This window comes from Actinoplanes sp. NBRC 101535, assembly GCF_030269225.1.
GTDB lineage: Bacteria > Actinomycetota > Actinomycetes > Mycobacteriales > Micromonosporaceae > Actinoplanes > Actinoplanes rectilineatus.
In genome coordinates, this window is record NZ_BSSY01000004.1 from 589578 (window position 1) to 603868 (window position 14291).

Consider the following 14291-nt stretch of genomic DNA (forward strand, 5'->3'; position numbering starts at 1 on the left):
GGGGCGTTAACAAAAAGGACGGGCGAAGCAAGACTCAGCCGATACGCCCACGAGATTTGCCGGTTCGGGTGATGTCACGGCATCGTTGATCTTCCCCCGAACCTGTACTCCCCCTGGACGAAGGAAGAACATCCCCGTGCATCCTCAAGCTCCACGCCGGACGACCCATGCCTACGGCACCCCCGCCAACCTGCTCGTCTACGACCGTTGGGGACGGTTCGGCCGGCCGGTCGTGCTGCTGCACGGACTGCTCTACGACCGGACCATGTGGTGGCCGGTCGCCGCGGACATGGGCGGATCGTGCAGTGTGCTCGCGGTCGACCTGCCGGGGCACGGGCAGTCCGCACCGCGTGGCGACTACGCGGTGGAGAGCCTGGCGCAGGACCTCGCGATGATCATCAACGGGCTGGACCTGCACCGGGCGCCCGTACTGGTGGCACACGCCGAGTCGGTGGTGCTGGCCGAGGCGTTCGCCGACTCCTACGCCACCAAGACGGTGATCAGCGTGGACGTGCCGGCGACGGCGGCACCCGCCGCGACCGTGGAGTCGCATCTGGCGACCGCCGATCTGGGGACCATTCCGGAGCCGTACCGGCAGTTCGCGGTGGCCCGCCGGGACGCGAGTCTGCTTCACGCGTACCGGAGCTGGTTCTCGAAGCCCCGCACCCGCCGCGCGTCGAGCCGCCCGGTCTCCCCCACCGGTTTTCCGCATCTGCGGTCCCCGGCCCGGTTCGCCCGCTCGGTCCGTGATCTTGTCTGATTCCGGCCGCTGACGTCGCCGAGCAGCCATCCCGTGACCAAGGGGTGGCTGCTCAGGGATCCGCGGAGACGGTGTCGGAACCGGGCCGGGTGACGTAAGCTGCCCGGCGAGGGGAGTACCTCCGAGAGAACGTGCGGTCATCACGGACACCTGTGTGTGTCCCCGTGCGTTCGCCCTAGACGGCTTGGCCGGCGGGGTGAGGGAGACCTCGGACGCTGAACCATGTCCGAGGGAGGACCCTTCTTGCATTCCATCGCCTCGCCCACGCTCTGGGCGATCACCATCGCCGTGCTGCTGGCACTGCTGGCTCTCGACTTCGCGATCACGCACCGACCACACGAGGTGCACATCCGCGAGGCGGTCGGATGGTCGATCTTCTACCTGGCGCTGCCGGCCGCGTTCGGGGTCTTCGTCTGGCAGGTGTACGGGCGGACGCCGGCCGTCGAGTTCTACACCGGCTACATCGTCGAGAAGTCGCTGTCGGTCGACAACCTGTTCGTGTTCATGCTGCTGCTCACCTCGTTCGCGGTGCCGGCCGTGATGGCGCAGCGGGTGCTGCTCTACGGCATCGCCGGCGCGCTGGTGCTGCGGGCGGTGTTCATCGCTCTCGGCGCGGCCGTCCTGCAGTCCGGGGTGTGGGCGTTCCTGCTGTTCGGCGCGATCCTGCTGGCCACCGCGGCGAAGGTGCTGCGGGACGCGGTCCGCGGCCAGGAGCATCAGATCGACATCGACGGTCTGCGCAGTGTGCGGTTCCTGCGCCGGTTCATGCCGGTGACCGGCGAGTACCACGGTTCCAAGATGAGCGTCATGCTGAACGGCCGGCGGACGCTGACGCCGCTGGCGCTGGTGGTGGTCGCGGTCTTCACCACCGACCTGGTCTTCGCGTTCGACTCGGTGCCCGCGGTGTACGGCGTGACCGAGGACCCCTATCTGGTCTTCGCCACGAACGCGTTCGCCCTGCTCGGCCTGCGCGCGCTGTACTTCGTGCTGCGCAGTCTGCTGGACCGGCTGCGTCACCTGAACTACGGCCTGGCGGTGATCCTGGCGTTCATCGGGGTCAAGCTGGTGCTGCACTGGGCGCACAGCGTCTGGACCTGGCTGCCGGACATCCCCACGATGGCGTCCCTGGTCGTCATCCTCGGCGTGCTGGCGGTGGTCACCACCACGAGCCTGCTCGCTAACCGACGGGATGAGCTTGCCGAATCCGCTCCACCGCCCGGTGGGCGAGCTCGATGACCGGTCGCGCGGCGGCGTAGGACGCGACCGCGGTGTGCAGGTCGTCGCGGCGGGCGTCGTCCTCCAGCCGTCCGCAGGCGTCGGTGGCCGCGATCGCACCGAGGTTCGCCAGCACCCCTTTGAGCTGGTGGGCCTCCATTCGCAGGGCGTGCGCGTCCTCCAGGGCGAGCGCGTGGGAGATCCGCTCCAGGTGTTCAGGGATCTTGCCGGAGAGGTGGGCGAGGAGCCGGCCGAGGGCGTTCTCGGTGGCCACCGGATCCGGTCCGCGAAGCTGGTCGAGGCGGCGTTCGATGTCGGCGACCGGCAGTTCGGGGCCGGTGATCCGCTGCTCGAGCACCTGGGCGACGTCGGCCGGGACGAGCGGTTTGGCGACGTGCTCGTCCATCCCGGCCGCCAGGCAACGGGCCCGGTCCTCGGCGAGCGCGCCGGCGGTCAGCGCGATGATCGGGACGTGCCGGCCGGGTGGTTCCCGGCGGCGGATCTCGGCGGTCGCGGCGTACCCGTCCATCTCCGGCATCAGGCAGTCCATCAGGATCGCCTGGTACTCGTGGCGGGTGGCCAGGTCGACGGCCTCCCGCCCGTTGACCGCCACGTCCGCGCTGTAGCCGAGGTTGGCGAGGATGCCCAGCGCGACGATCCGGTTGATGTCGTTGTCCTCGACGACCAGCAGGTGGCCACGCCCGGAGACCGGGCCGCCGGTGCACTCCGGTTCCTCGGCCGGGCCGGCGAGCGCCCCGATCAGGGCGTCGTAGAGCTGGGACTGGCGCAGCGCCCCGTCTGCGCCGGTCAGCAGGATGGTCTTCGGCCGTGGGCAGCCGGGCGGGATCATCTCTTCGCCGGTGGTGCTGCCGGTGTCCAGCAGGACCACGTCGACCGGCCGTCCGGCCGCGGCCGCCTCACCCAGGGCCGCCCGGGCGCCGGCCGCGTCGGGCACCCCGGCCACGTCCATCGACCAGGCGAGGAGCTGTTCGATCAGGGCGCCGCGGTCGTCGTCGCCGGGCTCCACCACCAGCACCCGCAGGCCGTCCAGGCAGTGCCGTTCGAACTGTCCCAGCTCGTCGCGGGCGGCCCGCAGGACGACCGTGAACCAGAAGACGCTGCCCTGTCCGGGGACGCTGCGCACGCCGATCCGGCCGCCCATCAGCTCGACCAGGTTACGGCTGATCGCCAGGCCCAGTCCGGTGCCGCCGAAGCGCCGGGTGGTGGTCGCGTCGGCCTGGGTGAACGCCTCGAACAACTCCTCCTGCCGGCCGGGCTCGATGCCGATGCCGGTGTCGTGGACCTCGAAACGGACCGGCATCGCGTCCGGTCCGGCCGGGCGCTCGCCGTCGACGGTGACGGTGACGGTGACCCGGCCCTCGGCGGTGAACTTGACCGCGTTGCCGGCCAGGTTGAGCAGCACCTGCCGCAGTTTCGCCGGGTCGCCGCTGACCGCGCCGGGCAGCCGCGGGTCGCAGTGCCCGGTGACGGTGAGCCGTGTGTCCGGTTCCGGCGGGGCGACCAGGGCGACCACCTCGTCGACCAGCCGGCGGATCCGGAAGTTGGCGTCCTCGATGAGGACCTTGCCGGCCTCGAGTTTCGAGAAGTCCAGAATGTCGTTGATCACCGCGAGCAGAGCCGTGCCGGCGGTGCTGATGCCCTCGGCGTACCGGCGCTGCCGGGCGTCGAGCCGCGAGTTGAGCAGCAGCCCGGTCAGGCCGATCACGCCGTTCATCGGGGTCCGGATCTCGTGGCTCATCGACGCCAGGAACTGCGACTTCAGCCGGGCCGTCTCGAGCGCCTGGTCGCGGGCCTCGGCGAGGGCCTGCTCGGTCTGCCGCCGGGCGGTGATGTCCCGGACGAAACCGTGGAAGTGGATCTCCCCGTCGGCCCGGAGCCGCCACATGGTCAACTCGACCGGGATCTCGTGGCCGTCCTGGTGGGTCGCGGTCATCTCGGAGGGCCGGTCCAGCAGCCACTCGAGCCGCCCGACGAGCAGCCGGGTCAGCGCCGTCCGGTACCGCACCGGCAGGATCGTGCCGTCCACGCCACGGCCCAGGATCTGCTCCCGGCGCCAGCCGAAGACGTGCTCGGCCTGCCGGTTCCACTCCAGGATCAGGCCGCGCCCGTCCATCGTGAAGAACGGGTCGCTGGCCGCGTGCATGATCATTTCGAGCTGGTCACGTTCCACCCGGCTGCGCTGGTCGGCCTGCACCCGGGCGGTGATGTCGTGGGCGACCGTGGAGAGCCCCACCACCATGTCGTCGGAGCCGCGGACCGGCGCCATGCTCAGCGACACCTCGATCTTGGTGCCGTCCTTGCGCCTCCGGCGGGTCTCGTACCGGGTCAGATGCTCCCCCGCCAGCACCCGGCCGAGCAGCTCCCGCTCCTCGCCGAGACGGTCGTCGGGAAGCAGGCTGGTCACGTCCCGGCCGATCATCTCCTGGGCGGTGTACCCGTAGAGCTGCTCGGCCCCCTGATTCCAGGTCTTGATCGTGCCGTCGAACTCCTTGCTGACGATCGCGTCCTGGGAGGCCTCGACGATCGCGGCCAGGCGGGCGTTCAGATGCGCCGAGTGGTACTCGGCGCGGCGCAGGTGGGTGACGTCGCTGCTCACCCCGAAGATCGCGTACGGCCGGTCGCGCCGGTTGCGCAGCACGTACATGGTGGTGACGAAGCGCCGCAGTTCACCGTCGTGCTCGAAGTCGTCCTCGTACGCGATCGGCGTCCCGGACCCCAGCACCGCCAGGTCCCGGCGGCGGATCTCGGCGAGCCAGTCGGCCGGGTGGACGTCCCGGTCGTACCGGCCGGCGGTGGTCCCCGGAGTGAGTCCGTGCAACTTCTCGTACGCGCCGCTGACCAGGCGATACCGTCCGCTCAGGTGCTTCACGAAAGCCGGGGTCCCGGTCTCCTCCATGATCGCGGCGAGGTAGAAGTACTGGTCCAGCCGGCGGCGGGCGTGCCGCCGCAGGGCCTCTGTCCCGAGCACCGCCCCGGCCGCCGCGAACACGCTGCTGACCAGCCGGTACGCCCTCCGGTCCGGCGTTCCCACGGCATCACGGTACCTGTGATCTTTTTCTGCTTTAGCCTTATTCAGGACATACCGCTCAGCGCAGAGGAGCCGTGGTGGCGACAGTGATGGTCGTCGACGACGTGGCCGCCAACCGGGACATCGTGCGGATGCTCCTCGGGTTCCGCGGCCACGACGTGATCGAGGCCCACGACGGGGCCGACGCTCTCCGCCTGGCCCACGTGCACCATCCCGACATCGTGGTCTCCGACGTGCTGATGCCCGGGATCGACGGCCTGGAACTGGTGCACCGCCTGCGTACCGACCCGGACCCGCTGGCCGCCCAAGCGCCGGTGATCTTCTATACCGCGAACTACCTGGAACCGGAGACCCGGCCGATCGCCGAAGCGTGCGGCGTCAGCCAGGTGGTACTGCGGTCCCAGGACCCCGACACGCTGCTCGACGCGATCGACACCGCCCTGGCCGGCGGACCGGTCCTGGTCGACGTGACCGCCACCGAGGAATTCGTCCACGCCCACATGCAGGCCGTCAACACCACACTGATCGAGAAGGTACGCGAGTTGCACGACACCGAACGCCGGTTCGAGGCGATGGCCTTCGCCTCACCGGTCGGCATCGGCATCCTCGACTGCCGGGGCAACGCCGACTACGTGAACTCGCGACTGGCCGAGATCCTGCAGATGCCCGAGGCGCGACTGCTCGGACGAGGCTGGACCGCGTGCGTCGACCCGCCCACCCAGGACACCGCGATGCGCCTCCTCGGCGGGGCCGGCGGCACCGCCGAACTACGCTTCGACCACCGGCTGACCTGGTCCGACGGGACGGTGCGGCGGTTGCGCGTACACCTGCGGCAGATCACCGACGACGACGGCGTGCTGACCGGTGGGGTGCTGATCGTCGATGACGTCACCGACCTGGTCTCCGCCGAGGAACGCCTGCGCGAGGAGACACACCGCCGCGAACAGGAGTCGCACCGGCGACAGGACGAGGCCCGCAACCGCGACGCGGAACGCCTGGACAGCCTGCGCCGGATGGCCGGCGGCACCGCCCACGACTTCAACAACATCCTCGGCGCGATCCTCGGATACGCGGCCCTCGCCATCGAGACCGTCACCGACGGCCGCGACGACGGGACGATCCCCGCACACGCCGTCGACGCGCTCCTCTCCGACCTGAGCCACGTCGTCAAAGGTGGCGAACGCGCCAAGGGCCTCACCCAGCAACTGCTCGCCTTCGGCCGCCGGGAGATCATCCGCCCGGCCCCGTTCAACATGAACACGCTGCTGCGCAACTCGGCCGAGGCGCTACGTGGCGCGGCCGGCGACGCCGAACTGATCCTCGACCTCGACCCGCAACTGCCCGACGTGCAGGCCGACCCGGCGCAGATCACCCAGGCCCTGCAGAACCTGGTCCGCAACAGCGGCGAGGCGATGCCGGACGGCGGCACGGTCACCATCACCACGGCGACCGAAGACGATCAGGTGGTGGTGCGGATCCGCGACACCGGCACCGGCATGCCGCAGGACGTACTCGACCGCGCCTTCGAACCGTTCTTCAGCACCAAACCGGCGAGCGGCACCGCCGGGCTGGGCCTCTCCACCGCACACGGCGTGATCAGCCAGGCCGGCGGGCAGCTCACCCTGCGCTCCGACCCGGGCCGCGGCACCACCGTCACGTTCGCGCTGCCGGCCATCGCCGCGCCGCCGCCCCCGCCGCCCGAGGTCAAGCCCGCACACCACCGCCCGGCCGGCGAAACCCTGCTGCTGGTCGACGACGAGGCCGCGTTGTTGCAGGTCACGGCCCGGGTACTGACCAGTGCCGGCTACACCGTGCTGACCGCCCCGGACGGCGCCGAAGCCCTGAAGATCCTCGAGCAACATCCCGGGCACATCGCCGCCCTGGTCACCGACGTGGTCATGCCCGGCATCAACGGCCGCGAACTGGCCAAGATCGCCAGCGCCCGCAAGCCGCACCTGACCATCGTCTTCGTGTCCGGTTTCGCCGAGGCCCTGATCGACGAGCACGGCAACAACCTGGAGCCGGGCTCGACAATCCTGGCAAAGCCGTACACGCGCGAAAAGCTGGTAGCCACCGTGCGCGCCGCCCTAGAAACCGCAAAAGCCTAAAAATCCCGCTTTTGTACGTGCCACTACTCCCTCAACCGCACCATCCCCGTCCCGGGCCCTACCCAGACGTTCGTGGCCCCGCCCTCAACAAACCCGCACCAAGGGCGAACCCGCCAACGAGGGTGAACCCCACAAACATGGGTGAAGCCCAAAAACGAGGGTGAAGCCCACCGGCAAGCAGGCCGACAACCGCTGACGACGGCCAAGTCAACCCAGCCGTCGCTGACGGCTCACCAAGTCGACCCAGCCGTCGCTGACGGCTCACCACGTCGACCCAGCCGTCGCCGGTGGCCGAATTCCGCCTCCAGAACAACCGTGGACAACGGCCCAACCCGCCCAGCCGTCGTCCATGGCTGCCCCAGAGATCCACCTCGACCACGAGCAACGGCCCGGTCGACCAAGCCGTCATCCACGGCCGTTCAGAAGGCAAGACCTAGACACGTTTCGTGGTCAGGGTGCGATGCCCATCCGCGTGTTGACTTCGGGCGCGCTGGACGCCCGAAGTCACCACACCCGCGGTCGTGTGGTGAATACGGGCGCCCTGGACGCCCGAAGTCACCACACCCGCGGTCGTGTGGTGAATACGGGCGCGCTGGACGCCCGAAATCACCACACCCGCGGTCGTGTGGTGAATACGGGCGCGCTGGACGCCTGAAGTCACCACGCGGACCCTGATGACGAAACATGTCTAGCCACCAGCAACGGGAGGCTTGGCCGACTGCGACGGCGACTGCGACGGCGACGGCGACGGCGACGGCGACGGCGACGGGGCGGGGCGGGGCGGGGCAGGGCGGGACCGCGCGGGGCCGGCGAGCGCCGACGATAAGAGGCTCGGCGACAAGAAGCCCGACGAACACGAACCAGGTGATATCGGGCAGACCCCGAGCCGTTGCTGGAGGTCACCGGCAGCGCTGGGTAGCCGTGGACGACGGCTCGATCTGCTGCGCCGTCGCTGGTGGTTGAGTTCCGCCTCGCGAACAGCCACCAACGACGGCGCAACCGACCGCGCCGTCGCCGACGGTTGAGATCCGCCCTCTGAACAGCCACCGACGACGGCTCGACCAACCCAGCCGTCCCAGACGGTTGGAATCCGCCCCCTGAACAACCGCGAACGACGGCTCGGCCGAGCGCAGTGCCACTGAACATTTCGATCAAGGGTTTACCGGTTTCGATCAAAGGGCTCCCGGGCCCGTCTCCACGGCGCAGTCGATGTGGAGCACCCGGGTGTGAGACGAGGTGACCACCGAGCGGAGTACCGAGCGCAACGTCACCTCGCCGCGGACGATCACCTCGACGGCCGGGCCGGCCGGCATCGCGACCAGCGGCATCGACGGGTTCGCCCAGGACGCGTGGCGGCTGTTCCACTCCGGCGGCAAGGTCGTCAAACGGGAGAGGTTCTCCCGGACGTACGCCGCGGAGCCCCGCACGATCTGCGGATCCGCCGCCGACGACTGACCTCGGGGCCGGGCCGTGGATACCCTGGCGACGTGGAGATCGCCTTCGACGACCCGGGGTTCGTGCTCGATCCGTACCCCATGATGGCGACACTGCGCGCGAGCGCCCCGCTCAGCTGGCACGCGCCCACCTCGCGGTTCCTGGCCTCGAGTCACGCCACGGCGAACGCGGTCCTGCGGGACCGGCGGCTGGGCCGGTTCTGGACCGATCTCGAGCCGGCCGCGGTCTACGAGCCGTTCAACCTGCTGCACCGGCATCAGATGATGGAGAACGAGCCGCCGGTCCACACCCGGCTGCGGTCGCTGGTGGCGCAGGCGTTCGGGCGCGGTCACGTCGAGCGTCTGCGGGCCGGGATCAAACCCCCTTCCATGGGTACCGAGTTCGACCTGATCTCCGACGTGGCGGAACCCCTGGCCGTCACCGTGATCGCGGAACTGCTCGGTGTGCCGGCCGCCGACCGGCCCCGGCTGCGTCCCTGGTCCGCGGCGATCGTCCGGATGTACGAGGTGTCGCGCACCCCGGCCGTCGAGGCCGCCGCGATCGAGGCGTCCCGGGAGTTCGCCGACTACCTGGCTCACCTGGCGGCGGCCCGCCGTGCCGATCCCCGCGACGACCTGATCACCCACCTGACCGGGGTGGGGCTGACCGGCGACGAGTTGATCGCGTCGGTGATCCTGCTGCTCAACGCGGGTCACGAGGCGTCGGTCAACGGCCTGGGCAACGGGGTGGTCGCGCTGCTGGAGCATCCCGCCCAGCTGGCCCGGCTGCGCGCCGACCGGTCGCTGGTCGTGACCGCCGTCGAGGAGATGCTGCGGTACGACTCGCCGTCGCAACTGTTCGTGCGGACCGCCGCCGCGGACGTGACGGTCGGTGGGGTGACCGTCCCGGCCGGGGCCGAGGTGGCCGCCCTGCTCGGCGCGGCCAACCGGGATCCGGCGGTGTTCGCCGCGCCGGATCGTTTCGATGTGGGCCGGGTCCCGAACCCGCATCTCAGTTTCGGCGCCGGTCTGCACTTCTGTCTGGGTGCGCCGCTGGCCCGTATCGAGTTGCAGTCCGCGCTGGAGGCGCTGCTCGACCTGCCCGCCCTGGAGTTCGCCGGCCCGCCGGTGCGGCACCCGTCGTTCGTGCTCCGGGGCTGGTCGGCCGTCCCACTGACCACTTCATGATCACCACTGACGATAGGGTCGTCGGGTGCGGACGAAGCAGCAGCTGACCGACGACATCCGGCGGGACCGGCGCGCGGTCCTCGTGGTCAACGCCCGGTCCCGGCGGGGACGCAAGCTCTACGAGGACGCCCACGCCCGTCTCCTGGCGGCCGGGTTCACGGTGCTCGGGTCGTACGCGGTGGACCGTGACCTTGAGGAGTCGCTGGCCGAGGCGCTGGCTCTCGGCCCCGACCTGCTGGTCGCCGGTGGCGGCGACGGGACGATCAGCACTGCCGGGCGGATGCTGGCCCACCGGGACGTGGCTCTGGGGCTGCTGCCGCTGGGCACGACGAACAACTTCGCGCGGACCGTCGGGATCCCGCCGGATCTGGACGCCGCGATCGCCACCCTGACCGACGGCAAGGTCATCGACGTGGACCTGGGGGTCGCCGGGGACATGCCGTTCACCAATCACGTCGGTGTCGGTCTCTCCGCCGAGATCATGATCTCCGCCCCGCGCAGGCTGAAGCGTGTCGTCGGGCGGATCGCCTACCCGATCACCGCGCTGGGGCTGCTGACCCGGCACCGACCGCTGACCGTGACGGTCCGGGCCGACGGTCGCGAGATCGTCTACCGGACCCATCAGGTGTACGTGGCCAACGGCGGTTTTCACGCGGGTCGCCCGATCACCGCGGATGCGGGTGCCGACGACCGGCTGTTGGTGGCCTATCCGGTGGGTGGCGGCACCCGCTGGGAGCTGCTGCGCGAGACGGCCCGCAACGTGCTGACCGGACACCGGCGGACGCTACGCGAGCAGCCGTTCCTGGCGGTCGGCGAGTTGTTCCTGCAGACCGACCGTCCGACCCGGACCGAGGTCGACGGTGAGCCGTGTGGCGAGACGCCGCTGCGGGTCGCGGTCGACCCCAACGCCCTGCGCATCATGGCCGCCGCCGACAGCCCCGACCACTAGGACCTGTATCGAGGTGGGGCGGAGCGAGGCGGGTCCAGCCGTCTTGCACTTCGATACGAGCCCTGTCCACGAGGTCCTTTTCGTGGATCGCGTCCGGCGCTCCCCGCCGTTACAGTCATCGACGGGGGTGACTTCGTGCGGGCGACTCGGACGGTCAGTCTCGTCTTCGCCGGCAGCGGCGCCACGCAGGCGTCCTGGATGTCCCGGCTGCCGGCCGTTCTCGAGCAGACCGGCACGGGCGTCGCCGGCCTCAGCGCCGCACTGACGATGCTGGGCCTCGGCACCCTCGCCGCGATGACCCTGACCGGCCCGGTCACCGCCCGGTTCGGCAGCCGCCGGGTCGCCGGCGCCGGGTTCACCGGCACGCTGGTGTCGTTGCTCGCCATCCCGCTGGCGCAGTCACCCACCGGTCTCGCCCTGGCTCTGCTCGGCATGGGCGTCGGCGGCGGCGTCTGGGACGCCGGCATGAACATGCAGGCATCGGCCCTGGAGAGCCGGTACGACACGCACCTGATGAGCGGCTTCCACGGCTGGTGGAGTATCGGCAGCATGACCGGCGCCGGCCTGGGGCTGGCCGCCACCGCGCTCTCGGTCGGCCTGCTCCCCCACCTGATCGCCGTCGTCCTGATCATCGCGGTGCTCTGTGCGGTCGGCCTGACCGTGTTCGGCGAGGACAAGCCGGGACGCTCCGACGCCGCCGGTCCCGCCCGGTCACCGCTGCGGCGGCTCGCGGCGATCGGCACGCTGCTGTTCTGCGGCGCGATCGTGGAGGGTGCCGCCGGCGACTGGCTGGCCGTCTACCTCAACCAGGACCGGCTGCTCACCCACGCCGGGGCGGCTTTCTGGTACGCCCTGTTCGTCTCGTCGATGGCCGCCGGGCGCCTGGCCGCGGAACGCCCGCACCGGACGGTCGGCGCGGTCGGCCTGGTCCGGGCCGGTTCGCTGGTGACCGGGGCCAGCATCGTGCTGGTGGTCGCCGGGCCGACCGGGATCTGGCTCTATCTGGCTGCGCTCGGCTGGGGTGCCGGGATCTGCTGGGTGTTCCCGGCCGCGCTCAGCGCGACCGGCGCGCTGGCGGCACCGTCGGCGGTGGCGCTGATGACCGCGGTCGGCTACAGCGCCAGCATCGTCGGCCCGCTGGCCATCGGGCGGCTGGCCCACGCCGCCGGGCTGCACACCGCGATCGTCAGCCTGCTGCCGCTGGCTCTGGCTGTCGCACTTCTCGCTCCGGCCCTGGCCAGTGCGGACCGGGAGGCGGGCCGGTGACGGCGGTCAGCCCGAACCGGCCGATCGCGGTGATCACGTTGGCCAGGCCCGCGTCCGGCCGGTGGATCCGGCGGATCCGGGTCACGAAGGACCGCCAGGTGGCCCGGTCCCGCTGCCAGGCCTCGATGTAGCGGACGCAGTCCTTCGGCTGGATGTACTGCAGCCGGCCCTTGGCCGCGCTCAGCGCCTCCACCATCTGACTGTCACGCTCCGTGACTGGCGGTGCCGGGATTCGCGCCTCGATCGTCCGGATCAGATGCAGCCGGTCGGCCAGGAACTCCGCCCAGTACGCGTCGTCGGCGCCGATCGGCAGACCGTCGTCCAGCCGGGCGAACACCCCCTCGGCGAGCACGTCGCCGAACTCCTCACCGCGGGCCCGGTCCGGGTCGGCGAACGGGTCGTACGGTTTCTGCACGGCGACGCCCACCTGACCGACCCGCCGCAGCGCGGTGTCGCCGAGCAGGAAGAACCAGTCCTCGTTGTAGATCTCCGGGAAGAACGACTCGGTCCGGTGTGCCGGCACCACCAGGGCGCCGCCACCGATGAAGGTGTCCTGCTCGGCGCCGGTCTCCCGGTTGGCGTGGCAGACCACCGAGTTGTCCGGGAACCCGCCGACCCGCAGCCCGACGACGTCGTGGGTGGTCAGCATCGCGGCGGCCCGTTCCAGGTCGGCGGCGTCCGGGATGATGATGTCGTCGTCCAGGAAGACCACGTTGCGCCAGCCGGCCGTCCGGGCCAGTGCCAGCCCCAGATTGCGCTTGGCGCTGGTGTCGGCGCGGCGTTGCAGGCGCGACCGGCCGAGCACCGTCGACGTCTCCAGGACCGGCAGCCGGGACACCCCGTCCGGCGGGAAGTCGACCGCCACCACCCGCAGCGACGGTCGCCCGGCGAGGTGTTCGACCACCCGTGCGGCGTACGAGCCCATGCTGCACAGCACCAGCAGCGCGCAGCCCAGTTCGCCGGCGATCCGGCCGGCCTCGTCGAGGATCAGCGGGGACCGCACACTGGGGACGATGACCGCGTCCACAGTCGCCCGCTCCGGGCCGGAGGCCGAGCGCTGGATGAGGCCACGGTGCGAGCGATGGTGGCTGGCGCTGCTCATGCCTCACTCACTGCCGGCCACTCGTGCAGCCGGGCTTCGTCCTGGGTCCAGTCGGGTGTCACCACGGCTCCGTTCGGATTGATCCGGACGCGCATCAATATGCTGAACGTCGACGGATCTTGGAAGCGTTGCCGGATGTAGGTTTCGTTGCGATCGCGGAACTTCGCGTCGGTCAACGCCCGAACAGCGCCGTACGTTCCGCGACCGAACATTCCGTTACACAGTGTCACCGTTCGCCGGGCGTTGTACGGGCTTTTCCCCCGAAAGAAGTGGGCCACGTCCTCCAGAAGTGACCCGTTGCCCTCGTCGACCACCGGCTGGAACGTTTCACCGTCCCGGTGCGAGAAACAGCCGAAGTCGTCGTCGCTGGACCGCATCTGCTGGCTGATCGGCAGAGCGAGCCGCCGGGTGATGTCCCGGTTCACCGGGTTCCAGTCGACACCGCCGATCAGCACCAGGTGCGAGGTGAAGTCGTCCTCGACCATCTCCTCCGACCGCCGGATCCGCACCTCGGCCGCCGGGTTCACCGCCCGGATGTGCCCGTGCACCTCGAGCACCGCGTCCAGGTCGGCCAGGCTGTACGCCCGGACGTAGTCGGGATCCTTGGCATCGGTGTACGGCATCCGCTCCCGGAACCGCCGCGGCAGACTGCCGCTGACGATGATGATCGGCCGCTGGTCCGGGAAGAACCAGGTCCCGCCGCCGATCGTGTCGGTGGTCGGCCCGACCAGCGGCAGCGGCAGCGGCTCGAAGGACGCCGGCTCGCCGGCCTCACGATGCTCGGCCCCGAACAACCGCAGGCTGAGCAGCTCGGTGTGCAACTCGTCGCGCATCCGCCGCTCGTCCTCGGTCAGCTCGTTCTCGCCGAGCAGCCGGGCCGGTTCGGCGCCCACCGACCGGCGGCTGGCGAAGAAGGTCGCGTAGGCCGCCAGCCGGTGCGCCGGTGGCAGCTGCGGGTCGCGGACCGACTCCCACGCGGAGATCAACGACATGCTCAGGGGACTCTCGCCGCCGAGCGCCTCGGCGACCTGGCGCTGGGTGACCTTCAGCCCCGGCCAGTGCGCGGCGCGCAGTTCCCGCAGACGGCGGGCCAGGCGCACGCCGCTGGACTCTCCCGACTGCATGAGATGAATCCTTCACCGAACTTCAGACAACTTCAATCTGCCGGTCTGTCGCTTCCGTACGAGCAGTATCGCCTGAGGCCGTCCTCAAGAGCGTGAG

10 protein-coding genes are annotated in these 14291 nt (G+C 70.5%); 7 read left to right on the forward strand and 3 right to left on the reverse strand.

The features are described 5' to 3' along the window. The first annotated feature begins 136 nt into the window (after positions 1-136). Both QSK32_RS14575 and QSK32_RS14580 read left to right on the forward strand, forming a co-directional pair. Complete coding sequence (locus QSK32_RS14575) at positions 137-760, forward strand: alpha/beta hydrolase (protein ID WP_052720034.1); 624 nt, start codon at positions 137-139, stop codon at positions 758-760. 243 nt (positions 761-1003) lie between these two features. Then, positions 1004-1996, forward strand: coding sequence for a TerC/Alx family metal homeostasis membrane protein (locus tag QSK32_RS14580; protein ID WP_245673757.1), 993 nt, complete (start codon positions 1004-1006; stop codon positions 1994-1996). Here the strand turns inward: QSK32_RS14580 and QSK32_RS14585 are convergent. Beyond that, on the reverse strand, positions 1938-5027 hold the full coding sequence (locus QSK32_RS14585) for a PAS domain S-box protein (protein ID WP_285472213.1): 3090 nt from the start codon (positions 5025-5027) through the stop codon (positions 1938-1940). The genes QSK32_RS14580 and QSK32_RS14585 overlap by 59 nt on opposite strands. Before the next feature lie 74 nt (positions 5028-5101). Here QSK32_RS14585 and QSK32_RS14590 point away from each other — a divergent pair, with 74 nt between their 5' ends. The 5 genes from QSK32_RS14590 (at position 5102) to QSK32_RS14610 (ending at position 11968) form a co-directional block, all read left to right on the forward strand. Then, positions 5102-7132, forward strand: coding sequence for an ATP-binding response regulator (locus QSK32_RS14590; protein WP_285472214.1), 2031 nt, complete (start codon positions 5102-5104; stop codon positions 7130-7132). Positions 7133-8368: 1236 nt separating this feature from the next. Beyond that, on the forward strand, positions 8369-8587 hold the full coding sequence (locus tag QSK32_RS14595) for a hypothetical protein (RefSeq protein ID WP_285472215.1): 219 nt from the start codon (positions 8369-8371) through the stop codon (positions 8585-8587). Between the two features lie 32 nt (positions 8588-8619). Continuing rightward, positions 8620-9753 carry a cytochrome P450 gene (locus QSK32_RS14600; RefSeq protein ID WP_285472216.1) on the forward strand — a complete coding sequence of 378 codons (1134 nt, stop codon included), beginning with the start codon at positions 8620-8622 and terminating at the stop codon, positions 9751-9753. 25 nt (positions 9754-9778) lie between these two features. Beyond that, positions 9779-10702 (forward strand): diacylglycerol/lipid kinase family protein, encoded by a 924-nt coding sequence (locus QSK32_RS14605; protein ID WP_045739575.1) that lies wholly within the window; start codon positions 9779-9781, stop codon positions 10700-10702. Positions 10703-10837: 135 nt separating this feature from the next. Next, on the forward strand, positions 10838-11968 hold the full coding sequence (locus tag QSK32_RS14610) for an MFS transporter (RefSeq protein ID WP_285472217.1): 1131 nt from the start codon (positions 10838-10840) through the stop codon (positions 11966-11968). Here the strand turns inward: QSK32_RS14610 and QSK32_RS14615 are convergent. Both QSK32_RS14615 and QSK32_RS14620 read right to left on the reverse strand, forming a co-directional pair. Further along, positions 11889-13070, reverse strand: a complete 1182-nt coding sequence (locus tag QSK32_RS14615; RefSeq protein WP_157410653.1) for a glycosyltransferase family 2 protein — start codon at positions 13068-13070, stop codon at positions 11889-11891. The genes QSK32_RS14610 and QSK32_RS14615 overlap by 80 nt on opposite strands. Further along, on the reverse strand, positions 13067-14194 hold the full coding sequence (locus QSK32_RS14620) for a helix-turn-helix domain-containing protein (protein WP_285472218.1): 1128 nt from the start codon (positions 14192-14194) through the stop codon (positions 13067-13069). The genes QSK32_RS14615 and QSK32_RS14620 overlap by 4 nt, the downstream gene beginning before the upstream one ends. Positions 14195-14291: the final 97 nt, after the last annotated feature.